Here is a 25,464-nt window from a genome sequence, read left to right on the forward strand (position 1 = left end):
GGGAATTTTTCTTTCTTTTCAGTGGGCTTTAGCGGCCTATAGGCGGGGCATGGAACTTGCTCAACTGTGCAGCGAATCTCTGCTCGAACGGAGGCCGGATGTTCCAGGCGCTGCTACGTTCTTTGCTCCCCGTGCGCTCTGTCGCCGCGACCATGCCGGCCTACCGCCAGGCGTTGCTGGAGCTGCCACTGCGCGCCCTGCAACAGGGTTGTATCGAGGCGCCGTTGCGCGCGTTGCTGCCGCTCTTGGCGGACGCTTTGCAAGCGCAGCAGGTCAGCCTGTTACTGCCGCAGGCCGGAGCACCAGGCTGGCGCCTACTGGGGGCGTCGCTTGCATGCGTTGATGGCAGCCATGATCAGGGCGGTGTATTACCCGGCTCGCTGCAACTGTGCGAACGCTGCCTGGCGCAAGGGCGTTTTCTCGCCTTGTGCGGCCTGCACAGCGAACAGGAGCGTGTCGCCTCAATGCAGGTTGCCTTCGCTCAACGCCCGGATGCCCGCCAGCGCGAATGCCTGCGTGAGATCGCTCGGCAACTGGCCGAAGTCCTGCTGGCCTTCGCCGCAGCGCGTCGGCTCAAGCGCAGCGAGTTGAGTGCCGAGCATGGTGTGCTGGCGCGCGAGCTGCACGATTCAGTGGCGCAGCAGCTCGGGTATCTGCAGATCCGCAGCCATCGCTTGCAGCAACTACTGGCCGACCCACAGCAGGGCGAACAGGCGCAGGTCATGCTCGAAGAGCTGCGCGACACCCTGCGCACCCTACAGCGCCAGGTGCGCGAACTGATCAGCAGCGCACGCCTGACCATGGATGGCCGCACCTTGCGCCAGGCCCTGGAGGCTTCGGTGGCCGAGTTCGCCCGCTGCAGCAGTTGCGTATTCAGCCTGGACAATCGCCTGCCCGGTCACTGCCTGCCGACCGAAAGCGAACTGCAGGTGCTGCAGATCGTGCGTGAGGCGCTGGCCAACGTGGTGCGCCATTCCCATGCCCGGCAGGTGTGGATCCGCCTGTGGCCGAGCGCTGATGGCGGCGCCGTGGAAGTGTGCGATGACGGTGTCGGCCTGCCGCAGCACCTGCCGCCGACCGGGCATTTCGGCCTGCATATCATGCGCGAGCGTGCTGCCGCCATCGGCGCCGAGTTGCGCATCGAGCCATCAGCGACGGGCGGCACGCGCGTGCTGCTGCGCTGGGGGGCGGCATGAGCGCGCCTTTCGACCTGCTGTTGATCGACGATCACCCCATGCTCCGTCGTGGCCTGGCCGAACTGTTCGAGAGCAGCGGCGAATTTCGCGTGGTCGGCAGCGTCTCCAGTGGCCGCGAAGGCATCGCCCTGGCGCGTGAGCTGAGCCCGGCGCTGATCCTGCTCGATCTGCACATGCCGGGGCAGGGCGGCCTGGACACTCTGGAGTGTCTCAAACGTGACCAGCCGGAAATCAGCGTCATGGTGCTCAGCGCCTCGGCAGCGCGTGAGGACGTGCTGCCGGCGCTGCGTGCGGGGGCCGATGGCTACCTGCTCAAGGACAGCGAGCCGGAGGAACTGCTGGCGGCGGTCAGCGCCTGTGCCCATGGCCAGAGTCGGCTTGACCCGGCCCTGTCACGGTTGCTCGCCAGCAGCCTGGGTGAACGCGACAGCATTGCGTCTGCGGCGCGTATCGAACTGACCGAGCGGGAGCGGCAGACCCTGGCGCTGATCGCCGAGGGCTTCAGCAACAAGCTGATCGGCCGCCAGCTCGGCATCAGCGACGGCACGGTGAAGGTCTACGTCAAGCATCTGCTGAGCAAGCTCAACCTGCGCTCGCGCTTGGAGCTGGCGGCCTGGGTGCATCGCCATTCAGGAGAGACATCATGAAGGGATTACTGCGTTGGCTGGCTGGCCGATTACCCTGGCCGGGCGCCGATGAGTTGCCTCTGGCGCTGATCCAGCTCGATCCGCATGGACGGCTGTGCCGGGCCAATCATGGCTGGGAGACGTTCAGCGGCTATCGAGCGCCTGAGTGCTTGGGGCGTGAACATCAGGCTTTCCTGCACCTCGAAGACCACGCTGCCTGGCAGCTTGGCCTACAAGCCCTGAGGCCTGAGCGGCCAGAGTGGGATGGCTGCCTGCGCTACACCACGCGGGCAGGCGAACTGCGCTGGGCCGATGTACGGGCGCGTTTTACCGGTACGGCTTACCTGCTCACCTTGGCTGACGTGAGTGCGCAGATGCCACAGCGCGAGCAATTGCTCGCGCGTCATCGCAGCCTGAGCAACCTGCTCGACGGCTTGCCGGTCATGGTCTATCGCTGCCGCAACAACCGCCACTGGAGCATGGAGTACGTCAGTGCCGGTTGCCTGGAGTTGACCGGCTACCCAGCCGAGCGGCTGATCGACAGCCAGGAGCTGACTTACAACGGGCTGATCCACCCGCACGACCGCGAGCAGGTCTGGCGCGGCGTGCAGGACGGCCTGCGGGCGCGGCGACCGTTCGTGCTCGAATACCGCCTGCTGTGTGCCGATGGGCGGGAGAAGTGGGTCAGCGAGCGGGGGTGTGGGGTGTATTCGGATCTGGGGGAGGTGCTTGGGTTGGAGGGGGTGGTGATGGAGCGTGGGGTGGAGGTGGTGAGGCAGATGGTGGTTTAGTCTCGTTTTCGGGCATCGCTCCCTGACATACAGCAACCAAAACTCCCGTAGCTTGTTCTGAATTGCCGCGTTTTTGTTGATGTTTGTGGTTTCGCCGAGACTGTCAGATTTTTTGTGTGCGGGCGTTAACGCCCGTCACCCGACGGACAGTGAATTCACCAGGCGGGCCTGGTGAAGCGATCTCCGTAAAGGATCGCGAATTGATTCATGGCTCCCTTCCAATCATTCGCGGCTCTGCCCCAATTGGCCGTGATATTGCGCAACGCCAGCCAGATCAATTTGGTAGCGGCTTCGTCATTCGGGAAGTGCCCACGCGTCTTGANACCAAGTTGCCGAGAGTGTCCGCTTCGGCCAGGTGGTGCAGCGCACGCGGCTGAACCGAGAGGCGTTCCGGCGATATATACAGGAGCAAGCCGAGCCGGTCGAGTGGGTGATGGAGGCCTGTGGCACAGCGCATTACTGGGGGCGCTTGGCGCAATCGCTCGGTCATCAGGTCAGGCTGCTGCATCTTCGGTACGTGCTGCCCTATCGCCGTCGTAGCAAGACCAAGCGTAATGACTGCGATGCCATGCTGTAAGTCGCGCGTTCCTCCGACATTCATCCCATGCCAGTAAAGGGCCGTGATCAGCAACAGCTCCAGCACGTGGATGACGCTTTTTTCATCCACCGTTTGCTTGTGGCTGCTTCGGCTACTGGCTATCGGAAGCCTCGCCGCTGAAGCGCCTCCCACGGTGCGGTGGATGTTTCTGTGCCTGTGGGAGGGGCTTTCGGCTCTGCATCCTGCTTCGCTCTACCTCCTGCATCCATGCCGTCGTAGCCGCGACGGGTTGCGGGCAAAGCGCCCCCGGATTTCATCCGGGCTACGAAAAATTTTTCGCCGGCTGTAACGCCCGCATCCCTGCCTCGTCCATTGCTGCGAGGGCGCCAATCCGGCGCCGTATTCGAAGCCGATGGAGAGATGCCATGAAACAACTCAATACCCTGACTGCCACCCTGGGCGCCGCACTGCTGACCACCGTTGCCTTTACCGCGCAGGCCGCGAGCAACCCATTCGCCGCGCAGGAGCTGAGCAGCGGCTACAGCCTGGCTGCCGGTGAGAAGGCGCAGGAAGGTTCCTGTGGTGAAGGCAAATGTGGCGGTGACATGAAAGGCGATATGAAGGCAGGCAAGGAAGGCTCCTGCGGCGCCGACAAGAAGACCGATGCCGAAGGCAAGTGCGGTGGCGAGAAGAGCGAGTAAGGGCGCAGGGGAGGACGGATCATGCACCTCGCACACCTCACCGGCGCCGGTCTCGGCCTGCGTCGCGGGCTGCTCGCCGAGCTGATCGGCGATGACGCCAGCGGCGCCGACTTTCTCGAAGTGGCGCCGGAGAACTGGATCGGCGTCGGTGGCCGCCTGGGCAAGCAATTGCGCGCCCTGAGCGAGCGCCGGCCGTTGCTGTGCCATGGTCTGTCCCTCAACCTCGGCGGCTTCGCGCCGCTGAATCTGCAGTTGCTGCACGCCATCAAGGGCTTTCTCGACGCGCATGGCGTGCTGGCTTACAGCGAGCATCTGTCGGCCTGTGCCGACGATGGCCTGCTCTATGACTTAATGCCGTTGCCGTTTTCCGAAGAGTCGGTGGCGCGCATCGCCGAGCGCGTGCGTATCGTGCAGGACGTGCTGGAGCGGCCGCTGATCATCGAGAATGTCTCGGCCTACGCGCGCCTGCCCGGCGAGTTGGATGAGGCGGATTTCGTTCGCGCGGTGCTGGAGCGTGCTGACTGCCAATTGTTGCTGGACGTCAACAACGTCTACGTCAACAGTCTGAACTTCGGCTTCGATGCCGAAGCCTATATCGCCGCGATGCCCAGTGAGCGCATCGCCTATTTGCACGTCGCCGGGCATTACGACCAGGCGGCAGATCTGAAGATCGACACCCACGGTGCGCCGGTGATCGACCCGGTGTGGGCATTGCTGAGCAGCGCTTATGCGCAGCATGGCGTGCGCCCGACGCTGTTGGAGCGCGACTTCAACTTCCCGCCGCTGGCCGAGCTGTATGCCGAGCTGGCGCATATCCGCAGCCTGCAACAGGCAGCGCAACCGCTGAGCAGGTACGGCACATGAGCAGCGTGCAATTGCAGCGCGATTTCGCCGCGCGTATTCGCCAGCCCGAGGCGCAGCCGCTGTTGCCGGGCATCAGCGGCGAGCGCATGGCGATCTACGAGGAACTGTTTTTCAACAACGTCGCCAGCCTAGTTGGCAGCGCCTTTCCGGTGCTGCGCAGGGTGCTCGGGGGCGAGCGCTGGCAGCGGCTGCTGCGCGCGTTCTTCGCCGAGCATCGGGCGGGCACGCCGTACTTTCTTGAGATCAGTCAGGAGTTCATTGCCTGGTTGCAGCAGGGTTATCGCGCCGAGCCTGGCGACCCTGCGTTCATGCTGGAGCTGGCGCATTACGAGTGGGTTGAGCTGGCGCTGGATGTCAGCGATGCGAAGTTGCCCGAGTGCGGCTGGTCGCCTCTGGCTTGGCCGCTGGCGTATCGCTGGCCGGTGCAGATGCTCGGTGTCGATCACTGCCCGACGCAGCCACCGGCCGAACCGACCTGCCTGCTGGTCTGGCGTGATGGCCAGGACAAGGTGCGCTTTATGCAACTGACGCCCTTCGCCTATCAGCTCGCACTGCGCTTGCAGGCCGGTGAGCCGACGATGCAGGCACTACAAAGCCTGGCCGGTGCCCACGGCCTGGCCGCCGATAGTGGCTATTTCGACAACGCTCGCGCACTGCTGGATGACTGGCAGGCGCGCGACATCTGGTTTCCGTATTCCGAGGACTGACCGCCATGATCGCTTTGCTCAATCGCTGCCAGGACGCGCTGGAGGCCTCCCGGCGCCTGGATTTTCTCGGCCCGCTGTTGCTGCGCCTGTATCTGGTGCCGGTGTTCTGGATGGCCGGCACGCACAAGCTGGCCGATATCGACGCCACTGCCGCCTGGTTCGGCAACCCGGATTGGGGGCTGGGCCTGCCATTTCCCGAGCTGCTGGCCTGGGCGGCGGCGCTGACCGAGGCCGGTGGCGCCATCCTGCTGCTGTTTGGTTTTGCCGTGCGCTGGATCAGCATTCCTTTGATCATCACCATGCTGGTGGCGATCGTCACCGTGCACTGGCCCTATGGCTGGCAGGCGATTGCCGATCCGTCCGCGCCCTTCGCCAACGACCGCGTGCTGGCAGCGGCGGAAAAGCTCGAACGGGCGCGGGCGATTTTGCGTGAGCACGGCAATTACGATTGGCTGACGGGCAGCGGCAAGTTCGTGGTGCTGAACAACGGCATCGAGTTCGCCGCCACCTATCTGGTGATGCTGGTGGCGCTGTTCTTCAGTGGTGCCGGGCGTTGGCTGAGCATCGATTACTGGCTAGCACGCCGCTGCGGACACCTCTAAAAACTAACTGCGTTGCCATCACTGCGTTAAAAACAGGCTCACAGCCGGAGGCTGAACGCGCTTTAGCGCGGCCCCGACGGGGTGAGTGAAGCGAATCAAATGCTCATTTACAGCTCGTAAAGTCGAGCGCGACTCCGACCGTTTTTCGCCTGTTTTTGCGGGGCCGCCATCGGTATTGTGCTGGCTGCCTTGGCTCTGGCTTCCTGCTTCGCTCTACCTCCTGCATCCCTGCAGTCGTCGCCTACGTTTTTAGAAGTATCCGGCGTGGATGGGTTCAGGATTAGTCGCGCAGGGCGTCGAGCCATTCGTTGGGCACGTCGCGCTTGAGCGCCAATTGGCACTGCTGGCTGTCGGGGTCGAAGACGATGACCGCCTCGCCCTTGTCCAGGGCGCGGCGTACGCGTTGTACGCGGGTTTCCAGCGGGGTTTCGTCGCCGTTGTCGGTGCCTTCGCGGGTGACGAAGTCTTCGATCAGGGCGGTGAGGGTTTCAGCTTGCAGCAGGTGAGGGGGGATCAGCACGGGGGGCGCTCCAGTCGGACGGCGCCCATGATAGAGGCTGTCAGGATTGCGGGCGAGGGTTCAGATAGCGTTCCAGCATGCTGTACAGCACTTCGCTGTCCAGCGGCTTGCCGAGGAAGTCGTTCATGCCGACATCCAGGCCATTTTGTCGGTGTTCGTCGAGGATATGCGCAGTCAGAGCGATGATGGGCACGGCAGGCAACTGGCTGTCGCGCTCCAGGCGGCGAATTTGCCGGGTGGCCTCGAAGCCGTCCATTTGCGGCATCTCGCAATCCATCAGTATCAGGTGAATGCTGCTGGGTGCACGGTTGTACTCATCAACGGCGGCCTGGCCGTTGGTGACCAGTTTCACGCTGTAGCCACGCTTTTTCAGAAAACCTTGTACCACCAGTTGATTCACCGGGTTGTCTTCGGCAACCAGAATGCAGGGCGTTGCGCCTTTGTTGCGGTGTATCTCTTGGGTCAACGGGTGCACCTTCACGTGGGGAGCGGCATAGAGCTCGTTCAGGGCCAGGCGCAGGGCATTGACTGCAACCGGCTGGGCCAGGTGTTGCAGAAGTAGGCCCTGGCTGGCTGGCAGAGTCTGGCAGCTCTCGGGCGGGCAGACCAGTAGCACGCGTTGGTCGGGCCGCAGCTCCTTGCGTATTGACTCCAGCCAGTGCATGACGCTTCCCGGCCAGGGTGCCATCAGCACCAGCAAAGGTGGCGCCTTGAAGTCTTCCAGCGCTTCTTGAAGTCGCTCGGGGGTCTGGCAGCGTTCGGTTCGCATACCCCAGCGACCGAGCATGCGGCTCATGGCATCCAGGCCAAGCCCGTCGAGCGAGGCGAGTAGCGCTGTGCGCCCGCTGAGCAGAGAGGCAAGCTCATCGGGAAGGGCGGCGTCATCGGGCAGGGGGATCTCGAAAGCGAAGCGGGTGCCCTGGCCGAGTGTGCTCTGCACCTCAATACGCCCGCTCATCATTTCTACCAGTTCCTTGCTGATCGCCAGGCCCAGGCCGCTGCCGCCATAACGGCGAGTGGTGCTGGAATCGCCTTGAGCGAAGGACTCGAACAGCTTGCTCAGGGCCTGCTCGCTGATGCCGATACCGCTGTCGCTGACCGCAAAGATCAGGTACGAGCGCCCCTGGCTGTCGCTGCGCAGGCTAAGGCTGAGGGCGACATGCCCTTCAGAGGTGAACTTGAGCGCATTGCTCAGCAGGTTCATCAGTATTTGTTTGAGGCGCGTGGGGTCACCTTTGATGCGCTGTGGCACGCCGTTTTCCAGGGTGACGTAGAGGCGTAGGCGTTTGTCCAGGGCTTGGCCGGTGAACAGGCTCAGGGTTTCGGAAATCATGTCTTCGAGGTCGAAGTCGATCTGTTCCAGGCTGAGCTTGCCGGACTCGATGCGGGCGTAGTCGAGGATGTCGTTGATTACCGCCATCAGTGAGCTGCCGGAGCTGGAGATGGTGTCGACGTAAAAGCGCTGGCTGCGATCGAGCGGCGTCTCGCGCAGCAGTTGCAGCATGCCCAGTACGCCATTGAGTGGCGTGCGGATCTCATGGCTCATCTTGGCCAGGAAGCGGCTTTTGGCTCGGTTTTCGAACTCGGCCTGCTCGGCTGCGCGGCGGGATTGGAAACCTTCATCCTTGAGCAGGTTGATACGGTCGGCGAGGCCGATGGACAGGGTGATCAGTTCGATGGTGACGCCGATTTTCACCGCCGTAGCACCGAACACGCCGAATATTTCCTGCCCGAGCGAGCCCGCCGTGGCCTGGATAAAGGCGAACAGCAATACGGCCCATGCCAGGGTGTAGTAGGAGCCGTAGCGCACGCCGCGACGCCAGGCGTACAGGCCTGTCAACAGCAGGATCAATGACACCAGGGAGACGGTCAGGCTGGCGAGGATGTTCCAGTTGGTTGTACCGATCAGTGGCACCGATACCAGGCAGGCCAGGCACACCAACATGAGCAGGCGCAGGCAGTTGTCCAGGCGCGGGAAGAATTGTCTGGCATGCAGGAAGTGGCGGCTGAACTGGATGGCGCTCAGGCAATGCAGGTACATCAGGATGTAGATGGCCACCGATTGCAACGCCACATGTTCGGGCAGCAGCTTGAACAGCATGCCGTCGAAGCAGGCAGCGAGCAGGCCGACATTGAGGTTATAGGCCAGATACCAGAAATAGGCGGGCTCGCGCAGCGATAGATAGAGGAACAGGTTGTAGCAGAACATGGCGAACAACACGCCATAGAACGCGCCGTTGAGCCCCATGAAATTTTCCTGGGCGGCGGCACTGGCACCATAGGTGGCGAAGAACAACGGCACGAAGACTGTGCTGGTGGTCTCGACGCGCACCAGCAACGTGCTGATGCCAGGTTCAACCTGCAGCGGGAACCAGAAGTTGCGTACCTTGACCGGGCGCTGGGCAAAGGCGAAGTGGTCGCCGCTTTCCTGTCTGAGGGTTTGCCCTTGCGCATTCATCTGGTAGATCTGCAGGTCGTCGAGCAGCGGGTAGTTGACTTCCAGATAGCCGCCCAGGGCGTGTTCGAGGCTATTGACCAGACGCAGCTTGAACCACCAGACCGATTTGTTCTTGCCCAGGTTGGCATGTTCGCTGGCCAGTGGGCGAAAGGCCGTGTCATCGAGCGCCAGAATCTGGGCGCTGGTCATCTGCCCGTCGGCGTCTTCGTAATAGGTTGTGTAGGGGCCTAGGGAAAGGCGTAGCTCCTCACTGTCCAGTGGGGCAGGTTGGGCGGCCCAGAGGGGGGCGGCGAGCCAGTACAACAGTACAACCAGGCAGAGACGAGGCATCCGTGAACCTCAAGGCCATGCAGTGATGGCCGACAGTCATTCTAACGTCGCGTCGCGACGCGCCTTATGAAGAGTAGTCGCCGAATCGCAACTACAAAAAGGGGAGCTGCTGCTCCCCCTGTTCCTTTTGCTTGCACTTTGCTCTATATGCCGAGCTACCTTCAAGTGTCCTGATCGCGTTGGCCTAACAGACTGTCGACCTTGGGTACGCGGGTATCACTTCCCATTTGTGCCTCATGTTCCAACTGGTGGCTGAAGCGCTCCAGTGAGCCCTGATCCGCCGGCTGCGCGTCGCTGGCGAATACCGGCGGGCTGAGCACGTAGGCGGTAAGGATCTGCGTCAGTGCCTTGAGGCTGTCGGTGTGGGTGCGCTCGTAGCCGTGGGTGGCGTCGCAGCCGAAGGCGAGCAGCGCGGTGCGAATGTCATGGCCGGCCGCTACGGCCGACTGGGCGTCGCTGTGGTAGTAGCGAAACAGATCGCGGCGCACCGGGATGTCGTTTTCTGCGGCCAGGCGCAGCAGTTGCCGCGACAGGTGATAGTCATACGGGCCGCCGGAGTCCTGCATGGCCACGCTGACTGCGTGTTCGCTGGACTGCTGGCCAGGCGCGACCGGGGCGATGTCGATGCCGACGAACTCGCTGACATCCCAGGGCAGGGCGGCGGCGGCGCCGGAGCCGACTTCTTCGGTGATGGTGAACAGCGGGTGGCAGTCGATCAGTGGCTGCAGGCCGTGATCGCGAATGGACTTGAGCGAGGTCAGCAGGGCAGCCACGCCGGCCTTGTCGTCGAGGTGGCGGGCGCTGATATGACCGCTTTCGGAGAACTCCGGCAGCGGGTCGAAGGCGACGAAATCGCCCACCGAGATGCCCAGCGAATCGCAATCGGCGCGTGTGGCGCAGTAGGCGTCCAGGCGCAGTTCGACGTGATCCCAACTGATCGGCAGGGTGTCGACGGCGGTGTTGAAGGCGTGCCCAGAAGCCATCAGCGGCAGCACGCTGCCACGTATCACGCCGTTGTCGGTGAACAGGCTGACGCGGCTGCCTTCGGCGAAACGGCTCGACCAGCAGCCCACTGGGGCCAGGCCCACGCGGCCGTTGTCCTTGATTTCACGGACGATGGCACCAATGGTGTCGAGGTGCGCGGACACGGCGCGGTCGAAGCGCTCGTACTCGCTCTGGCGCCCGCGCAGGGTGGCGCGGATGGTGCCGCGACGGGTCAGCTCGAAGGGGATTTCCAGCTCTTCCAGGCGCTCGGCGACGTAGCGCACGATGGTGTCGGTAAAGCCGGTGGGGCTGGGAATGGCGAGCATTTCCAGCAGTACCTTGTGCAGGTAGTCGAGGTCGGGTTCGGGTAGTTGTTGCATACAGTCTCCTCGGCGTTTGAGTCTTCCCACTCCCGTTTGCGCGAGTGGGCCGGGGGGCATCTCAGCTCGTGGCGTGGCTCAGCGGGAACAGCAGGTCGACGAAGCGCTCGGCGGTCGGTTGCGGTTCGTGGTTGGCCAGACCGGCGCGTTCGTTGGCTTCGATGAACACGTAGTCCGGCTGATCGGCGGCTGGCACCAGCAGGTCGAGGCCGACCACTGGAATCTCCAGTGCCCGCGCCGCCTTGATCGCGGCCTCGTGCAAGGTCGGGTGAAGGATTGCGGTGACGTCCTCCAGGGTGCCACCGGTATGCAGGTTGGCGGTCTTGCGCACCGCCAGGCGCTGACCGGCCGGTAGCACGCTGTCGTAGTCAAGGCCGGCGCCGTGCAGGGTGCGCAGGGTTTCGGCGTCCTTGGGAATGCGGCTTTCGCCACCGGTGGCAGCCTGGCGGCGGCGGCTTTGCGCATCGATCAGTTCGCCGATGCTGTGGCGGCCGTCGCCGATGATCTCGGCGGGGCGGCGGATGGCGGCGGCGACCACTTCGTAGCCGATCACCAGCACGCGCAGATCAAAGCCCTCGTGATAGCTTTCCAGCAGCACACGCTGGTCGAATACGCTGGCGCGCTCGATGGCCTCCTGTACTTCACCGGGGGTGCGCAGATCCACCGCCACGCCCTGGCCTTGTTCGCCATCGACCGGCTTGACCACCAGCGAGCCATGCTCGGCGAGGAAGGCGGCATTTTCTTCGGCGCTGCCGGCCAGCCGCTGCGCCGGCACGCTGAGGTCGGCGCGCGACAGGGCGCGGTGGGTCAGGCGCTTGTCCTGGCACAGGGTCATGCTCACGGCGCTGGTCAGGTCGCACAGCGATTCGCGGCAACGGATGCGGCGGCCGCCGTGACTAAGGGTGAACAGCCCGGCTTCGGCGTCGTCCACCGTCACTTCGATGCCCCGGCGCAATGCTTCGTCGACGATGATGCGGGCGTAAGGGTTGAGTTCGGCCTGCGGGCCGGGACCGAGGAACAGCGGTTGGTTGATGCCGTTCTTGCGCTTGAGGCTGAAGGTCTGCAGTTCGCGAAAACCGAGCTTGGCGTAGAGCTTCTTGGCCTGCTTATTGTCGTGCAGCACCGACAGGTCGAGGTAGCTCAGGCCACGGCTCATGCCGTGTTCGATCAGATGCCGCACCAGCACTTCGCCGACACCGGGGCGGCTGCATTGTGGGTCGACTGCCAGGCACCAGAGGCTGCTGCCGTTTTCCGGGTCGCGGAAGGCGCGCTGGTGGTTGAGGCCCATGACGCTGCCGATCACCGCGCCGCTGTCTTCGTCCTCGGCCAGCCAGTAGGTGGGGCCGCCTTCGTTGTAGGGCGTGAGCTTGTCCGGGTCGATGGGCAGCATATTGCGGGTCTGGTACAGGCAGTTAATGGCCTGCCAGTCCGCTTCGTTCTGCGCGCGGCGAATGCGAAAACCGCGAAAGCTGCGACGCGCCGGGCGGTAGTCGGTGAACCACAGACGCAGGGTGTCGGAAGGGTCGAGGAACAGTTGCTGCGGCGCATGGGCCAGCACCTGATGCGGCGCGGCGACATACAGGGCGATATCGCGCTCGCCGAGTTGCTCATCGAGCAGGGATTCGGCCAGCGCGGCGGCATCCGGGTAGGTGTGGCCGATCAGCAGGCGCCCCCAGCCGCAGTGGATGGCCTGCGGTTGGCTTGGCTGGCTGGTGTGATCTTCGGCCAGGCGTGCCTGCAAGCGCTCGTAAGAGGGTGTCTGGCCACGGATCAAGCGTTGTTTAAAGGCAGGGGAGCGCATGAGTTGTCCTTAAATCGCTACCTCCGGTCTGAGCCGGATCGAGTGTTGAGTCATGTCGACCCGCAATTGCATCCGGGCGATGACCGTTCTTTAACCCGTAGAAGCAGCTTCAGCCGCAAAGCCTTGTCCGACTGAAGCGCTCCTGCGTCGTTACAGACCTTGCTCGCTCAGCCACAGGTTGAGCGCCGCGAGTTGCCACAGCTTGGAGCCGCGCAGTGGCGTGAGCTGGCTCTGCGGGTTGGTCAGCAACTGGTCGAGCATGCTCGGGTTGAACAGGCCGCGATCCTGGCTTGGGTCGAGCAGCAGATCGCGTACCCAGCCGAGGGTGGCGCCTTCCAGATGCTTGAGGCCCGGCACCGGGAAGTAACCCTTGGGCCGGTCGATCACTGCACTGGGTATGACCTTGCGCGCGGCTTCCTTGAGCACGTACTTGCCGCCTTCGGGCAGCTTGAACCGTGCCGGGATACGCGCCGACAGCTCGGCCACGCGGTAGTCGAGGAACGGCGTGCGCGCCTCCAGGCCCCAGGCCATGGTCATGTTGTCCACGCGCTTGACCGGGTCGTCGACCAGCATCACCGTGCTGTCCAGGCGCAGCGCTTTGTCCACTGCTGCCTCGGCGCCGGGCATGGCGAAGTGCTCGCGGACGAACTCGCCGGCCATGTCGCCGGTCAGCCAGGCTGGCTGCACGCAGGCGGCGTATTCGTCGTGTTCGCGGTCGAAGAAGGCGGCGCGGTAGGCGGCGAAGGCATCCTTGGCGCCATCGACCTGCGGGTACCAGTGGTAGCCAGCGAACAGCTCGTCAGCGCCCTGGCCGCTCTGCACCACCTTGCAGTGCTTGGCCACTTCGCGCGAGAGCAGGTAGAAGGCGATGCAGTCGTGGCTGACCATCGGCTCGCTCATGGCGCGGAAGGCCTGCGGCAGTTGCTCGATAATCTCGTGCTCGCCGATGCGCAACTGGTGGTGGCGAGTGCCGAAATGCTGGGCGATCAGATCCGAATACTGGAACTCGTCACCGCGCTCGCCGCCGGCGTCCTGAAAGCCGATGGAGAAGGTCAGCAGGTTTTCTACGCCCGCCTCGCGCAGCAGGCCGACCAGCATGCTCGAATCGACACCGCCGGAGAGCAGCACGCCGACATCCACCGCCGCGCGCTGACGAATCTCCACCGCCTCGCGCATGGCTTGCAGCGTGCGGTCGCGCCATTCTTCAAAGCCGTAATTCACTTCCTCGCCTTGCGGGCCGAACTGCAGCGTCCACCAGGTCTGTTGCTCGACCTGGCCGTTTGCGTCGACACGCATCCAAGTGGCAGGCGGCAGCTTCTCGACACCCGCCAGGATGGTACGCGGTGCCGGCACCACGGCATGGAAGTTCAAATAGTGGTTGAGGGCCACGGCATCCAGCGTCTTGGCAATATCGCCACCTTGCAGCAGGGCCGGCAGCGACGAGGCGAAGCGCAGGCGCTCGCCAGTACGCGACAAGTACAGCGGCTTGACGCCAAGGCGGTCGCGGGCGATGAACAGGCTTTGCGTGTCGCGCTCCCAGACGGCGAAGGCGAACATGCCGTTGAGCTTGGGCAGCAGCTTTTCGCCCCAGGCGTGATAGCCCTTGAGCAGCACCTCGGTGTCACCGCCGGAGAAGAAGCGATAACCCAGCGTTTCCAGCTCGGTGCGCAATTCGGGGTAGTTGTAGATGGCGCCGTTGAACACCATCGACAGGCCGAGATCGCTGTCGATCATCGGCTGACCCGAGGCTTCGGCCAGATCCATGATCTTCAGGCGGCGATGACCGAGTGCGATGGGACCCTGACTATGGAAGCCATGGGCATCTGGGCCGCGAGGGGCCATGTGATGGGTGATGCGTTCGACAGCCGCCAGATCCGCGGGGCGTCGATCAAAACGTAGTTCTCCAGCTATTGCGCACATAGTTCCTTACCGGTGTTGCCGTTGGGGAGTGGCTCGTGACTGAGCCTTTTACACCAAAACAAAATAATGCTTTCATGTCAAAGTTTTGGTTGTGATGAATTGGTGCTTATGAGTGATAAAAAAGTTCCTGTTGAAATAGATTTGTCATCTGTCATGGCTTTTGAAATGCCGCTGTTCCAGGCCTTGCGTCGGTTGCAGCAAGCCGGAGAAGTGCACGCCAAGCGCCTGGCTCGCTTCGGCGGGCTGACGCCGATGCAACTGATGATCTTGCAGGTACTGGCCAGTGAGACGCGGCTGACCGCCAGCGTACTTAGCAGCCGCGTCAGCCTCACGGCGGCGACGCTTTCCGGCTTACTCGACCGCCTCGAAGAACGTGGCCTGTTGCAGCGCCAGCGCGATGACCAGGATCGCCGCCGCCAATGGCTCTTGATCAGCGATGCCGGGCGCGAGTTGATCGAGCAGGCGCCATCGCTGATGCCGCCGGGGTTCAATCAGCGTTTCGCGGCGTTGACGCAGTGGGAGCGGCACAGTCTCACTGCAGCGTTGCTGCGCGCTGCTGAACTGTGCGGAGAGATGGACTGAGGTTTCGTGCTTTTTTCAGAAAAAATTCAAGCAGGGTGTTGACTTAGCGTCGCTGCCTGCATAAAGTGCGCGCCTCGCTAAGGCACATGGGTGGTTAGCTCAGCCGGGAGAGCATCTGCCTTACAAGCAGAGGGTCGGCGGTTCGATCCCGTCACCACCCACCATTAGCGAATTTGGACGAAAGTCCAGCCGACGCGCAGCGGTAGTTCAGTCGGTTAGAATACCGGCCTGTCACGCCGGGGGTCGCGGGTTCGAGTCCCGTCCGCTGCGCCATTATTTCCCAGGTCGACCTTATGTCGGTTTGAGATGGCAAAGCCCGCAAGGGCGCCATCAGATGCAAGACGCTTTAAAGAGTTCTCTGGACGAAAGTCCAACCGACACGCAGCGGTAGTTCAGTCGGTTAGAATACCGGCCTGTCACGCCGGGGGTCGCGGGTTCGAGTCCCGTCCGCTGCGCCATATACGAAACCCGTCGATCGCAAGATCGACGGGTTTTTTATTGGGCGATTGGTGGGGGTAGAAGGGCTTCACGCTGGGCTGGCAGGTTTGTGTGCGGTGTTTTGGACGCCGCTGCTGTGTTCTCAGATATTCTGGGTTTCGCCCCCTCGGGCGACTCACTTTTCTTTGAAATGCGCAAAGAAAAGTAAGCCAAAGAAACGCACCCCCGCCATCCGGGTCTCGCTGCGCTCGACTTCCCTCACTCCGGCACCGCTCCGGGGTCGGCTTGCAAGGGCCATCCATGGCCCTTCAAGCCTCTCGTGGCATCCATGCCACTCGCCCCCTGCGCAGTGCCTACGTTCGGCCTCCTGAAGGGGGTATTCGCGCGCCTGAACGAACAGGCATGCCATGGGCTGCTCGGTGTGTTCTGGTAGTTGTGCAGGCGCGATGTGGCTGTCGAATTAAACCAATAAAACTCCGGGCTATTTCTGGGGTGCCTTCGGTTCAGGCGCGTGCAGAGCCCGCCCAGGAGGGCGAACGGAATCGTCGTGGAAGAGGTCGAGCGACAGGATGTCGCGAGAGCCACGGCGGGCCATGGATGGCCCATCGTGGCGGGCCTCTGGAGCGGCGATGGAGTGAGCGAACCCTCGCGCAGCGAGGGCCGGATGAACGGGCGGAGGGTTTGGTTACTTTGCCCGCAAAGTAACTCGCCTGGGAAGGCGAAACCAAAGACATCAGCAAAAACGCGGCAATTCGAAACAGACACCAGAACAACTCACACCGTATTGCCAGTCCGATATCAAGCCCGGCTTCCCCATGATTCCGCGAAGATCCTTTTTATTGGGCGATTGGTGAGGTGTTGGGGGAGGGTGGTGTTCGCGTCGGGGGCGTAGGTTTGTATGTTGGTGTTCTGGGCGTTGGTTGTGGTGCCGATTTATGCCAGAACGATTCCCCCTGCGGCTTTCCGTCATCTTGTCTTCATGCAGGCAAAGTAGCTTGCTATCGGTCAAACGAAATGAACCGAGGAGACCACCAGATGGACGATTATCAGGAAGAGCTGCTCGAACGCGACGCCTTCGATCAGGACGTAACTGAAGCGGACGATGCCACCGAGCTTTGAATCTCGCTGCTGCCTCGGCGTTGGGCGCGGCGGTAGTCGCCGGGCGTTTGCCCGAGCCAGCGTTTGAATGCGCGCTGGAAGGCTTCGGCCGAGGCGAAGCCGAGCAAGTAGGCGATCTCGCCGAAGGCCAGTTCGGTGTCGCGGATATAGGCCGTGGCCAGGTCGCGGCGGGTGTCGTTGAGGATGGTGCGAAACTGCGTGCCTTCCTCGGCCAGTTTGCGCCGCAGTGTCCAGCTCGGCAGTTGCAGGCGGCGCGCGACTTCCTGCAGATCCGGTTCATGACCGTGTAGCAGCGGCCCGAGTAGCTGAATCACCCGTTCGCGCAGGCTGCGGGTGCGGGTCAGTTGCTCCAGTTCCCGTTCGCATAGCTCCAGCAAATGCCGCCAGGTGCCCGGACAATGTTCCGGGTTGCGCAGGGCCAGGGTTTCGTTGCTTAGGCGCAGGCGGTTGGTGCCTGTCGCAAATTCCACCGGGCAGCCGAAGGCGTTCGCGTAACACTCGCCATACTCGGGCGCGGGAAATTCGATCTCGACCTTCTCCAGGCTGATTGAGTGGGCAATCACCTGGCTCAGATTGCTCTGCCAGCCAGCCAGCACTGAATCCACCACGAAACGGTTGTAGGCGTTGTACGGGCTGATGGAATAAAAGTGCAGCCAGGCGCCGCGTGCGTCCTCGTTAAAGCTGGAGCGACCTCGGTAGTTGGCGGTATACAGCGGCTCGAAGCGGGTCAGGGTGCGTGCCGCTTCGCGAAGGTCGGGGGCCTGGGCTGCGCAAATGCCCGCCAAGCCGATGTGCGCGAGGCGTATCAGTCGGCCCATGAGCAAGCCCAGCGAGGCATCGCCGCTTAGGGTGATAGCGCTGTGGCCCAGGCGCATGTAGCGCGGTATGGACAGGCGTGCACGTGGCTCGGCCAGGCGTTCGTGATCCAGGCCGAACTGTGCCAATAGCGGCTGTGGGTCATGGCCGTGCTCGGTGAGTGCAGCGGCCAGCGCCTGGGTAAAACCAACGGATAGATCGCCCAGGCGAACGCGGGAGGCTTTCATAGCCACACATTGATCAGTTGCGCGCCGCTGTGTGCGTCGCCGTAGAGCGGTTGGCCGGGCTCGACCGCCAGGCTGCGCGGTTGCATATTGTGGCTCCAGAGGCGGCCGCGCAATTGTACGGCGATGGCGGCGCGCAAGCCGTGTTGCTGTAGTCGCCCAGCTAGCGCCTGAGCCTGCTCGGCACTGGCTTGCTCGCTGGCTGGCAGGGCCAGCAGTTCGGCCTGTTGCTCGGCCAGCAGGTGGTGGTGTTGGGCGTCATGTGCGTCGTTGCCGAGCAGTACGCCGAGGCGGCCGGCTGGCGTTTCCAGTACCTGTAGTCGCGAGGCAGGCGCTGAGGCGACGGCCTGCTCGCCGTGTGTTTGGCGCTGGGGTTGGCCGAGCGGATTGCCAGCCTTATCGAATACCAAGCTGACGTTATAGAGCGGCCCTGTGGTGACCTTCAACTGGCCGTGCTCGACTCGCGGCTCTGGCAGGACGATGGAACCGGCCACCAGGGTGACGCCATAGTCGCGCGCCAGGCCGCCGAACAACTGTTGATAGTCGCGCGCCATGGTCTTTGCCTTGGTGCGCAGCAGTGCATCCTGCAGGCGGGATTCGCCTTGTGCCGTCAACAGCGCTTTGCTGAAGGCCAGTGGGTTGCTGGCGGCCAGCCAGCGCAGTGCTTGTTGTCGATCCTGGGCTTGATACAGCTCGTCCTTTTCCCCGACGGCCAGTAGCCAGGTGCCGATGTGCTCGGGCAGGACGACCACCGTGCGCGCGTTGAGCAAGCCCAAATCGCGAGCGTGGTCGAGGTAGGCGGCGAGTTTCAGGCGCAGGCGCGCGACACTCTGGTAATCGCTGGTGACCAGTTCGGGCTGGATGCCCAGCAGGTTGCCGCGTGCGCTCGGCCGCCCCTGATCCAGGGCAAGATGGCTGCGCAGGTCGGACAGATAGCGCACAGGGTCACGTTGCTCGCACCAGTGGGCGTAAGCCCCGAGGCTGCCAGTCAGGAGGATGGCGATGAAGAAGATGATCAGTCGCTGCATGACGGTAGGTTCTTGAAGCAGGCGGTTCAGGTTAGGTCGGGTTGGGCTTCGTGCCAAGCGTGGATGTTGCTTTTGATCATTATCTTGTCAGATTCGATCATTGAGCCTGTCGTTTGGCCTCTTTATCGTCTGGCCTCATAACCGACCGCGTGCCCATGAGACCGCGGCGATCCGTGAAGTGCACACCGATGTGGAGAATTCCATGACTGCTCGCTACCCGCACCTGCTGGCCCCGCTCGATCTGGGTTTCACCACGCTGAACAACCGCGCCCTGATGGGCTCTATGCACACCGGGCTGGAAGAAAAACCGGGTGGTTTCGAGCGCATGGCGGCCTATTTCGCTGAGCGTGCCCGTGGTGGCGTTGGCCTGATGGTCACCGGCGGCATCGGCCCGAACGAGGAGGGTGGGGTTTACTCCGGTGCGGCCAAGCTCACCACTATGGAGGAGGCTGAGCAGCACAAGATCGTCACCCAGGCCGTACACGCTGCCGGTGGCAAGATCTGCATGCAGATTCTGCATGCCGGGCGTTACGCCTACAGCCCGAAGCTGGTAGCGCCGAGCGCCATCCAGGCGCCGATCAACCCGTTCAAGCCACGTGAGCTGGACGAGGAGGGTATCGAGAAGCAGATCGCCGATTTCGTCAATTGCGCGGCGCTGGCCCAGCAGGCCGGTTACGACGGCGTCGAGGTGATGGGTTCGGAAGGCTACTTCATCAACCAGTTCCTGGTCGCCCACACCAACCACCGCACCGACCGTTGGGGCGGCAGCTTCGAGAACCGCATGCGCCTGCCGGTGGAAATCGTGCGCCGCGTGCGCGAGGCGGTGGGGACGAATTTCATCATCATCTATCGCCTGTCGATGCTCGATCTGGTCGAGGGCGGCAGCACCTGGGACGAGATCGTGCTGCTGGCCAAGGCCATCGAAAAAGCCGGTGCGACGATCATCAACACCGGCATCGGCTGGCACGAGGCGCGCATCCCGACCATCGCCACCAAGGTGCCGCGCGCGGCGTTCACCAAGGTCACGGCCAAGCTCAAGGGCGAGGTGGCGATCCCGCTGATCACCACCAACCGCATCAATACGCCGGAAGTGGCTGAACAGGTGCTGGCCGAGGGCGATGCCGATATGGTGTCGATGGCGCGGCCATTTCTCGCCGACCCGGAGTTCGTCAACAAGGCCGCTCAAGGGCGCGCGGACGAGATCAATACCTGCATCGGCTGCAACCAGGCCTGCCTGGATCACACCTTCGGTGGCAAGCTGACCAGTTGCCTGGTCAACCCGCGTGCCTGCCACGAAACCGAGCTGAACTACATCCCCACTACCACGATGAAGAAGATCGCCGTGGTGGGTGCCGGCCCCGCTGGGTTGGCAGCCTCCACCGTGGCTGCCGAGCGCGGCCACAGCGTGACCCTGTTCGATTCGGCCAGCGAAATTGGCGGCCAGTTCAACGTGGCCAAGCGCGTGCCGGGCAAGGAAGAGTTCTTTGAAACGCTGCGCTACTTCAAGCGCAAGCTGGAGACCACCGGTGTCGACGTGCGCCTGAACACTCGCGTGTCGGTGGACGATCTGGTCAAAGGCGGCTTCGACGAGATCATCCTGGCCACCGGTATCGCCCCGCGCACCCCGGAAATTCCCGGTATCGACCACGCCAAGGTGATCGGCTACCTGGATGCGATTCTCGAACGCAAGCCGGTTGGGCAGAAGGTGGCGGTGATTGGCGCCGGCGGCATCGGTTTCGATGTCTCCGAGTACATCACTCACCAAGGCCAGGCCACCAGCCTTGACCGCGAGGCGTTCTGGAAGGAGTGGGGTATCGATACAGCGCTGCAAGCGCGTGGTGGCGTGGCGGGCATCGAGGCGCATCCGCACCCGGCGGCGCGCGAGGTGTTCCTGTTGCAGCGCAAGAAGTCCAAGGTCGGCGACGGCCTGGGCAAGACCACCGGCTGGATTCACCGCACTGGGCTGAAGAACAAGAATGTGCAGATGCTCAACTCGGTCGAGTACGTGAAGATCGACGATGCCGGCCTGCATATCCGCATCGCTGGTGGCGAGGAGCAGGTGCTGCCGGTCGATACGGTGATCGTTTGCGCCGGCCAGGATCCCCTACGTGAACTGCAGCAAGGGCTGGAGAATGCCGGTCAGCGTGTGCATCTGGTCGGTGGCGCCGATGTCGCCGCCGAGCTCGATGCCAAGCGGGCGATCAATCAGGGCTCACGCCTGGCGGCTGAGCTCTGAGGGCGGGGGCTGATTTCTTTACCGGCTTCGTCACAGTTTCGGCGTTCAGCCGCCTTTGTCGCGGCTTGTGCGCCGATTTCGTGCTAACCGAGTCACATTGCCGAGGTTGCGTTTTCCCCTAGACTTGCCTGACCAATCACGGACGACGTCTGCGCCAAAGCATTTTTTGCTCTGGTGCACGGCGCCGTGCGCGCATATTCCCCCGTTGGTTCAGAGGGTCATCGATGAGCATGCAGAACAAGCCGCAGATGGTGGACGCCGTGATGTTCTTCAGCGATCGCGGAATCTGCAAGCAGATGCTGTATCCCGAGTTCGAGGCCTTGCTCGATGGTGTAGTGAATATGCCCGAGTTCGCCGACGAGCAGATGCGCGTGGTCTACGTGGTGATCAATCCGCGTTTGCTGGTTAAGGCTGCCGTGTTCTTCTTCCTCGACTTCGATGAGGATGGCCGCCCGGATCGTGGCTGGAACATGCCGCTACAGCATCTGGCTGACCGTGCCGGGCGTGGGCCGGACATGGGCGCCGGGCCGATTCGTCTGGCCTGCCGCAGCCAGTGCCCGGTGTCTTGGCATCAGATGCACCTGTGGGATCCGAGCTTGGCGCCAGGGCACAACGATCTGGTGCTGCTGCGTGATGCGGTCAAGCGCAACCAGCTCGGCTTGCTTGTCGAGGAAGAGGCTGCGCCTGCGGTGGTCGCTGAGCGTCTGCAGGTGGCCTCCGAGGATAAGTGGTACGCGCCGGATCCGGCCAAGGAGGTGGCCGATCAGATGGCGCAGAAGATGGATCAGGAACACCGCGCCAAGACCGCGCAACTGATCCAGCAGCAGCGTTTGCGCATCGCCAGTTTGACTCAGCAGCACGAAGAGGAACTGGCCAAGCTCAAATTGGCCGCTGAAGAGCAGACCACGCGGTTTCGTGCGCAGTTGCAGGGTATGCAGCAGACGCTACGTCAGCAGGAAGAACTCAACGCCAGTCTCAAGGCACAACTGGTTGCCCAGGCTGACAGCTATCAGCACAGCCGTGAGGAGCTGACCCAGCAATTGCAGGCCGTGCAGCGGCATGGCCGTACCGAGAGCGATATTCTGCGCGCGCAGTTCGAGGCCGAGCTGCAGGCCAAGGTGGCCGCTGCGGTGGCGGAGTACAAGGAGCAGGTGGCGGTGCGTGACGTCGAACTGGCTTACTGCAGTGAGCTGGAGGCGCAGCAGCAGGCGGAAATCGAGCGCTTGCAGCGAGAGCGTGACAGTTTCGCCAGTCAGGGCGGTGATCAAGTGCTGGAGCGTTTGGCGCGCTTGGGTGTGGTCTTCGTGGTTTATCATCCCGGCGCTGGGCATCTGACCATTGCCCTGCAGGATGTCGCCCGCTATCAGGACAACCCCATGGCCTATGCCGCTGCCAAATGTTTCGTTTCCGAAGACCAATACCGTCGCTGGCTTGATCACTACCAGCAGCCGACCTGTAACGCGCAGCTCGCGAGTGGCGAGCGCTGTGCGATCCCCATTGATCGCGTTGACACGCCCAGTCGCTTCGTACTCGGGGAGTCCAACTGCTGCGCCCGGCACAAGACCAATAGTCGTCTGCGCACTGTTGGTTGACCTTGGCGATTGTACTTCCTGACTGGCAACCCCGTGCGCCGGTGCAGCGTATTCACCTCGACTGGCTGGAGGCGGCAGGGGTCGAGTTGGCCTGCTTGCGTCTGGATCTGATCGATCCGCTGATCAGCGGCAACAAGTGGTTCAAGCTTGCCCCTCATTTACAGCAGGCGTGTGCAGCCGGTGCTCAGGGCGTGATCAGCCTGGGCGGTGCTCATTCCAACCACCTGCATGCTCTGGCGGCTGCCGGTCGGCGTTTTGGTTTTGCCAGCATTGGCCTACTGCGAGGTTCGCCCCAAGACACGCCAACCGTGCGTGACCTGCAGGCGTTTGGCATGCAGGTGCATTGGCTGAGTCACGGTGAGTACCGCACGCGTCACGCTGCTGATTTCTGGGCGCCCTGGTTGGTGCGTTACCCGCACTATCATCCCGTCAATGAAGGCGGTCTGGCCCTGGCTGGCGCCGAGGGTTGCCAGCCATTAGTGGCGATGGTCGAGCAGCAACTGCCTCGGTTGGGATGGACGGACTTCCACGGTTGGTGGCTGGCCGCTGGCACCGGCACGACATTGGCTGGGCTGGTATTGGCCGAGCGAGGGCGGCGCCTGGTGCACGGCGCCTTGGCTGTCCCTGCGCGCTATGGTGTGCCCGAACAGGTGCGTGCATTGCTGCGGGCAGCAGGGCATCAGGCGCAGGCTTATCACTTGTTTGAGGCTGCGCGCGGTGGCTTCGCGCGCGTCGATACGCAACTAGTGAACTTTATCAGCGTAACCGAACACGCCTGTGGCGTGCCTTTGGAGCCGCTGTATACCGGCAAGGCTCTGATGGCATTGCGGCAGCAGGTGCTGGGCGGTTACTTTGCTCGCGGCAGTCGCCTGGTCTTCGTTCATACCGGCGGCTTGCAAGGACGGCGGGCAGCGCTTGGCTCGCGTGCTGACTACACTGAGATGCAGAGCTTGGATGCCATCACATGACTGACCCGTTGACCCCCGAACAACTGCGCAGCTTTACGCCGCTCAATGCCCTTTCTGAATTACAGTGGCGCGAGTTGCGCAGCCAACTCGTTCCACAGCCCCTGCTGGCTGGGCAGTTGCTGTTTCGTCGGGGCGATCAGGCGCGCCTGACCTACTACCTGTTGGCTGGCGAGCTGTCCTTGCAAGGCGACGGTTTAGCACAGCATCTGGTCGCCGGCAGTGCCGCCAGTTGCCACCCTGTTTCGCCGAGTCTGCCGCGTTTGCATGAAGCCATGGCGATTACCGATGCCAGCGTGCTGGCCATCGACAGCGCCGTGCTCAACCGTCTGCTGACCTGGCGTTTGAGCTATCAGGATCTGCTGCTGGCGCTGGAGCAAGGTGGTGAGGAGGTCGAATGGCTCGAGCGCCTGCTGGAAAACCCATTGTTCGCCAAGGTGCCACCGGCCAATATCCAGGCCATGCTGGCTCGCCTGCAAACTGTGGAGCTGGCCGCTGGCAGCCAGGTGCTGGCTGAGGGCGAGACGGGCGATTGCTGTTTTTTTCTGCGCAGTGGCCGCGCCGAGGTGATGCGTGGTGCCGGTGGCGAAAGCCAGGTGCTGGCCGAGCTGGAGGTGGGCGCCTGCTTCGGTGAGGAAGCGCTGCTGTCGGATCGCCCGCGTAATGCGACGGTGACCATGATCGAAGAGGGCAGCGTGCTGCGTCTGGATCGCCAGGACTTCTTCGCCCTGCTCAAGGCGCCGGTGGTGGCCGAGGTGTCGCTGGGCGAGGCCTCGCGGCTGCTCAGCCAGGGTGGGCAGTGGCTGGATGTGCGCCTGCAGGAAGAGTACGAGCAGGCGCATGCGCTGGAGTCGCTGCATATGCCGCTACAGTTGCTGCGGTTGAAGGCGCGCTTGCTGGATCGCTCACGCACGTACCTGTGTTATTGCGACAGCGGCAAGCGCAGCGCCAGTGCGGTCTTTCTGCTGACGCAACTCGGTTACAGCGCCTATGCCCTACGTGATGGCCTCGATGCCTTACCGGCAGTGCAGCGCGATGCCTTGTTGTGCGAAAGCGGGGCTGGCTATCTGGCGCGTTCAGGTGGGCGAACAGAACGCAGTCGCTAAGCTGGGTCAGACCTCTGGCCACTGATCGTTTAGCACAAATAGCCGTTGCACCTCCAGCCAATCACCGGTTTGATCCTCTTCCAGGCGCACCAGCAATTGCGTCTTGGCGTGTTCGGGTTGGGCGTGCAGCCATTGCTGAACATTTTCTTCTGGCCAGCGCTCGCTGGCCTCGACTCGCGCGCGGGCCAGCCAGGCTAGTCTGGGCAAAGGCTGCCAGCAGGCGCCAGGATGTTGCGCGGCGAAGTCGGCCCAGTCACGGCGGTACAGCCAGTGGCCGCGTAGATGGGCGTCAGACGCGCCGCGCGGTGGCGTGCAGCCCTGTGGCCAGGGCTGAAACAGATAACCGCTCATCCAGAATGCTGCCGCTGGCTGCTCCATATGCAGTAGCCGCAGGGTGCTACGCGCTTCGCGTCGCGACGACAGCGGCAGTTGCTGTCGTGTCAGGTGCGCGAGTTTCAGATCGAGCCGGTCATGGCCGTTGGGGCCGAGCCAATGTGTGGTATCGGCACCATCGGCTGTGCGCGGGCCAAGGTAGAACTTTACCGCCAGCTCCAGGTGATGTTCGCCTTCCGCGTCGCGCAGCAGCAGATCCATTTCGCCGAGGGTTTTGCCGTTCTGGCGCAGCGGCAGGTTGGCGGCTACTACTTCCAGGTCAGGCGCGGCGTGCAGGGCGAATTGCCACAGACGTTCGTAGTACAGGCCCAGACGGTGCAGCGGCTTGTGCGTCAGCCAGCTCAGCAGGGCGGCGGGCGACTGCTCCTGTTGTAGCAACCAGGCATGCAAGCGTTCGGGCTCGCGCTGCCAGATACTGGCCTGCAGAGGGTGGCGTTGGGCTTTTGCCGTCGCAGCCAGCAGGGGCGGTGACAGCAGCGTCCAGATGAGGTCACGCACTGCGGGCGTGCGTGCATTCTGTAACGGGGTGTTGAGTATCATGCCCGCG

General features: G+C 63.1%; 20 protein-coding genes, 3 tRNA genes and 2 pseudogenes. 16 read left to right on the plus strand and 9 right to left on the minus strand.

Features of this window, described 5'->3' with window-relative positions; all coding sequences use genetic code 11:
- Window positions 1-98: 98 nt before the first annotated feature.
- Genes AERO9A_RS10325 through AERO9A_RS10335 form a run of 3 tightly spaced genes read left to right on the plus strand, consistent with a single transcriptional unit; the run spans window position 99 to window position 2,613 of the window.
- The gene (locus tag AERO9A_RS10325; protein ID WP_256665911.1) at window positions 99-1,196 is read left to right on the plus strand and encodes a sensor histidine kinase; all 1,098 of its coding nucleotides are present in this window, start codon (window positions 99-101) and stop codon (window positions 1,194-1,196) included.
- Window positions 1,193-1,843: a response regulator gene (locus AERO9A_RS10330; protein ID WP_159971877.1), complete on the plus strand. Its 651-nt coding sequence runs from the start codon at window positions 1,193-1,195 to the stop codon at window positions 1,841-1,843. The genes AERO9A_RS10325 and AERO9A_RS10330 overlap by 4 nt, the downstream gene beginning before the upstream one ends.
- Window positions 1,840-2,613 carry a PAS domain-containing protein gene (locus AERO9A_RS10335; protein WP_159971878.1) on the plus strand — a complete coding sequence of 258 codons (774 nt, stop codon included), beginning with the start codon at window positions 1,840-1,842 and terminating at the stop codon, window positions 2,611-2,613. The genes AERO9A_RS10330 and AERO9A_RS10335 overlap by 4 nt, the downstream gene beginning before the upstream one ends.
- 155 nt (window positions 2,614-2,768) lie before the next feature.
- Here AERO9A_RS10335 and AERO9A_RS10340 read toward each other — a convergent pair.
- Window positions 2,769-2,935 (minus strand): annotated as a pseudogene (locus AERO9A_RS10340) (IS256 family transposase); the annotation flags it as partial.
- A gap of 1 nt (window position 2,936) precedes the next feature.
- On the opposite strand from AERO9A_RS10340, the pseudogene AERO9A_RS10345 reads away from it, so the two are divergent.
- The 5 genes and pseudogenes from AERO9A_RS10345 to AERO9A_RS10365 form a co-directional block, all read left to right on the plus strand.
- Window positions 2,937-3,259 (plus strand): annotated as a pseudogene (locus AERO9A_RS10345) (IS110 family transposase); the annotation flags it as partial.
- A 317-nt stretch (window positions 3,260-3,576) separates the two neighbouring features.
- Entirely contained in the window at window positions 3,577-3,852 is a 276-nt protein-coding gene (locus tag AERO9A_RS10350) for a hypothetical protein (RefSeq protein ID WP_159971879.1), read from the plus strand.
- Between the two features lie 21 nt (window positions 3,853-3,873).
- The gene (locus AERO9A_RS10355) at window positions 3,874-4,716 is read left to right on the plus strand and encodes a DUF692 domain-containing protein (RefSeq protein WP_159971880.1); all 843 of its coding nucleotides are present in this window, start codon (window positions 3,874-3,876) and stop codon (window positions 4,714-4,716) included.
- Window positions 4,713-5,423 carry a DUF2063 domain-containing protein gene (locus AERO9A_RS10360; RefSeq protein ID WP_159971881.1) on the plus strand — a complete coding sequence of 237 codons (711 nt, stop codon included), beginning with the start codon at window positions 4,713-4,715 and terminating at the stop codon, window positions 5,421-5,423. The genes AERO9A_RS10355 and AERO9A_RS10360 overlap by 4 nt, the downstream gene beginning before the upstream one ends.
- A 5-nt stretch (window positions 5,424-5,428) precedes the next feature.
- On the plus strand, window positions 5,429-6,025 hold the full coding sequence (locus tag AERO9A_RS10365) for a DoxX family protein (RefSeq protein ID WP_159971882.1): 597 nt from the start codon (window positions 5,429-5,431) through the stop codon (window positions 6,023-6,025).
- Between the two features lie 280 nt (window positions 6,026-6,305).
- On the opposite strand, the gene AERO9A_RS10370 is transcribed toward AERO9A_RS10365, so the two are convergent.
- The 5 genes from AERO9A_RS10370 to AERO9A_RS10390 form a co-directional block, all read right to left on the minus strand.
- Window positions 6,306-6,545: a YheU family protein gene (locus AERO9A_RS10370; RefSeq protein WP_159971883.1), complete on the minus strand. Its 240-nt coding sequence runs from the start codon at window positions 6,543-6,545 to the stop codon at window positions 6,306-6,308.
- Window positions 6,546-6,585: 40 nt separating this feature from the next.
- On the minus strand, window positions 6,586-9,333 hold the full coding sequence (locus AERO9A_RS10375; RefSeq protein ID WP_159971884.1) for a hybrid sensor histidine kinase/response regulator: 2,748 nt from the start codon (window positions 9,331-9,333) through the stop codon (window positions 6,586-6,588).
- A 161-nt stretch (window positions 9,334-9,494) separates the two neighbouring features.
- Window positions 9,495-10,697: an osmoprotectant NAGGN system M42 family peptidase gene (locus AERO9A_RS10380; protein ID WP_159971885.1), complete on the minus strand. Its 1,203-nt coding sequence runs from the start codon at window positions 10,695-10,697 to the stop codon at window positions 9,495-9,497.
- Between the two features lie 61 nt (window positions 10,698-10,758).
- Window positions 10,759-12,498, minus strand: coding sequence for an N-acetylglutaminylglutamine synthetase (ngg, locus tag AERO9A_RS10385; protein WP_159971886.1), 1,740 nt, complete (start codon window positions 12,496-12,498; stop codon window positions 10,759-10,761).
- Window positions 12,499-12,648: 150 nt separating this feature from the next.
- Window positions 12,649-14,418, minus strand: coding sequence for an N-acetylglutaminylglutamine amidotransferase (locus tag AERO9A_RS10390; RefSeq protein WP_159971887.1), 1,770 nt, complete (start codon window positions 14,416-14,418; stop codon window positions 12,649-12,651).
- A gap of 108 nt (window positions 14,419-14,526) precedes the next feature.
- On the opposite strand from AERO9A_RS10390, the gene AERO9A_RS10395 reads away from it, so the two are divergent.
- The 4 genes from AERO9A_RS10395 to AERO9A_RS10410 all read left to right on the plus strand — a co-directional run bounded on the left by AERO9A_RS10395 (window position 14,527) and on the right by AERO9A_RS10410 (window position 15,458).
- A complete protein-coding gene (locus tag AERO9A_RS10395; protein WP_159971888.1) occupies window positions 14,527-15,000 on the plus strand; it encodes a MarR family winged helix-turn-helix transcriptional regulator in 474 nt (157 codons plus the stop codon).
- 88 nt (window positions 15,001-15,088) lie between these two features.
- A tRNA-Val gene (locus tag AERO9A_RS10400) sits at window positions 15,089-15,164 on the plus strand.
- A 32-nt stretch (window positions 15,165-15,196) separates the two neighbouring features.
- Window positions 15,197-15,273: transfer RNA gene (locus AERO9A_RS10405), tRNA-Asp, on the plus strand.
- A 108-nt stretch (window positions 15,274-15,381) separates the two neighbouring features.
- A tRNA-Asp gene (locus AERO9A_RS10410) sits at window positions 15,382-15,458 on the plus strand.
- 1,059 nt (window positions 15,459-16,517) lie between these two features.
- On the opposite strand, the gene AERO9A_RS10415 is transcribed toward AERO9A_RS10410, so the two are convergent.
- Window positions 16,518-17,600: an AraC family transcriptional regulator gene (locus AERO9A_RS10415; RefSeq protein WP_159971889.1), complete on the minus strand. Its 1,083-nt coding sequence runs from the start codon at window positions 17,598-17,600 to the stop codon at window positions 16,518-16,520.
- The gene (locus tag AERO9A_RS10420) at window positions 17,597-18,625 is read right to left on the minus strand and encodes a carbon-nitrogen hydrolase family protein (protein ID WP_159971890.1); all 1,029 of its coding nucleotides are present in this window, start codon (window positions 18,623-18,625) and stop codon (window positions 17,597-17,599) included. Before AERO9A_RS10420 ends, AERO9A_RS10415 begins: the two co-directional genes overlap by 4 nt.
- Before the next feature lie 202 nt (window positions 18,626-18,827).
- Between AERO9A_RS10420 and AERO9A_RS10425 the strand changes: the two genes are divergently transcribed.
- The 4 genes from AERO9A_RS10425 (at window position 18,828) to AERO9A_RS10440 (ending at window position 24,524) form a co-directional block, all read left to right on the plus strand.
- Window positions 18,828-20,861: an NADPH-dependent 2,4-dienoyl-CoA reductase gene (locus tag AERO9A_RS10425; protein ID WP_159971891.1), complete on the plus strand. Its 2,034-nt coding sequence runs from the start codon at window positions 18,828-18,830 to the stop codon at window positions 20,859-20,861.
- 224 nt (window positions 20,862-21,085) lie between these two features.
- Complete coding sequence (locus tag AERO9A_RS10430) at window positions 21,086-22,453, plus strand: chromosome partitioning protein ParA (RefSeq protein ID WP_159971892.1); 1,368 nt, start codon at window positions 21,086-21,088, stop codon at window positions 22,451-22,453.
- Window positions 22,454-22,455: 2 nt separating this feature from the next.
- Window positions 22,456-23,421, plus strand: coding sequence for a 1-aminocyclopropane-1-carboxylate deaminase/D-cysteine desulfhydrase (locus tag AERO9A_RS10435; protein ID WP_159971893.1), 966 nt, complete (start codon window positions 22,456-22,458; stop codon window positions 23,419-23,421).
- A complete protein-coding gene (locus AERO9A_RS10440) occupies window positions 23,418-24,524 on the plus strand; it encodes a cyclic nucleotide-binding domain-containing protein (RefSeq protein ID WP_159971894.1) in 1,107 nt (368 codons plus the stop codon). The genes AERO9A_RS10435 and AERO9A_RS10440 overlap by 4 nt, the downstream gene beginning before the upstream one ends.
- A 6-nt stretch (window positions 24,525-24,530) precedes the next feature.
- Here AERO9A_RS10440 and AERO9A_RS10445 read toward each other — a convergent pair whose 3' ends face one another.
- Window positions 24,531-25,457 carry a DUF1853 family protein gene (locus AERO9A_RS10445; RefSeq protein ID WP_256665912.1) on the minus strand — a complete coding sequence of 309 codons (927 nt, stop codon included), beginning with the start codon at window positions 25,455-25,457 and terminating at the stop codon, window positions 24,531-24,533.
- Between the last annotated feature and the right edge of the window lie 7 nt (window positions 25,458-25,464).

Origin of the sequence: Pseudomonas sp. 8Z (assembly GCF_902506535.1) — a bacterium.
Classification (GTDB): Bacteria; Pseudomonadota; Gammaproteobacteria; order Pseudomonadales; family Pseudomonadaceae; genus Aquipseudomonas.

Bases quoted from the DNA above. Each gene is read 5' to 3' on its own strand.
- AERO9A_RS10395 (WP_159971888.1), top strand. From the start codon at position 14,527: ATGAGTGATAAAAAAGTTCCTGTTGAAATAGATTTGTCATCTGTCATG.
- AERO9A_RS10415 (WP_159971889.1), bottom strand. From the start codon at position 17,600: ATGAAAGCCTCCCGCGTTCGCCTGGGCGATCTATCCGTTGGTTTTACC.
- AERO9A_RS10355 (WP_159971880.1), top strand. From the start codon at position 3,874: ATGCACCTCGCACACCTCACCGGCGCCGGTCTCGGCCTGCGTCGCGGG.
- AERO9A_RS10365 (WP_159971882.1), top strand. From the start codon at position 5,429: ATGATCGCTTTGCTCAATCGCTGCCAGGACGCGCTGGAGGCCTCCCGG.
- AERO9A_RS10425 (WP_159971891.1), top strand. From the start codon at position 18,828: ATGACTGCTCGCTACCCGCACCTGCTGGCCCCGCTCGATCTGGGTTTC.
- AERO9A_RS10335 (WP_159971878.1), top strand. From the start codon at position 1,840: ATGAAGGGATTACTGCGTTGGCTGGCTGGCCGATTACCCTGGCCGGGC.
- AERO9A_RS10380 (WP_159971885.1), bottom strand. From the start codon at position 10,697: ATGCAACAACTACCCGAACCCGACCTCGACTACCTGCACAAGGTACTG.
- AERO9A_RS10350 (WP_159971879.1), top strand. From the start codon at position 3,577: ATGAAACAACTCAATACCCTGACTGCCACCCTGGGCGCCGCACTGCTG.
- AERO9A_RS10390 (WP_159971887.1), bottom strand. From the start codon at position 14,418: ATGTGCGCAATAGCTGGAGAACTACGTTTTGATCGACGCCCCGCGGAT.
- AERO9A_RS10445 (WP_256665912.1), bottom strand. From the start codon at position 25,457: ATGATACTCAACACCCCGTTACAGAATGCACGCACGCCCGCAGTGCGT.
- AERO9A_RS10360 (WP_159971881.1), top strand. From the start codon at position 4,713: ATGAGCAGCGTGCAATTGCAGCGCGATTTCGCCGCGCGTATTCGCCAG.
- ngg (WP_159971886.1), bottom strand. From the start codon at position 12,498: ATGCGCTCCCCTGCCTTTAAACAACGCTTGATCCGTGGCCAGACACCC.
- AERO9A_RS10325 (WP_256665911.1), top strand. From the start codon at position 99: ATGTTCCAGGCGCTGCTACGTTCTTTGCTCCCCGTGCGCTCTGTCGCC.
- AERO9A_RS10440 (WP_159971894.1), top strand. From the start codon at position 23,418: ATGACTGACCCGTTGACCCCCGAACAACTGCGCAGCTTTACGCCGCTC.
- AERO9A_RS10375 (WP_159971884.1), bottom strand. From the start codon at position 9,333: ATGCCTCGTCTCTGCCTGGTTGTACTGTTGTACTGGCTCGCCGCCCCC.
- AERO9A_RS10420 (WP_159971890.1), bottom strand. From the start codon at position 18,625: ATGCAGCGACTGATCATCTTCTTCATCGCCATCCTCCTGACTGGCAGC.
- AERO9A_RS10330 (WP_159971877.1), top strand. From the start codon at position 1,193: ATGAGCGCGCCTTTCGACCTGCTGTTGATCGACGATCACCCCATGCTC.
- AERO9A_RS10430 (WP_159971892.1), top strand. From the start codon at position 21,086: ATGAGCATGCAGAACAAGCCGCAGATGGTGGACGCCGTGATGTTCTTC.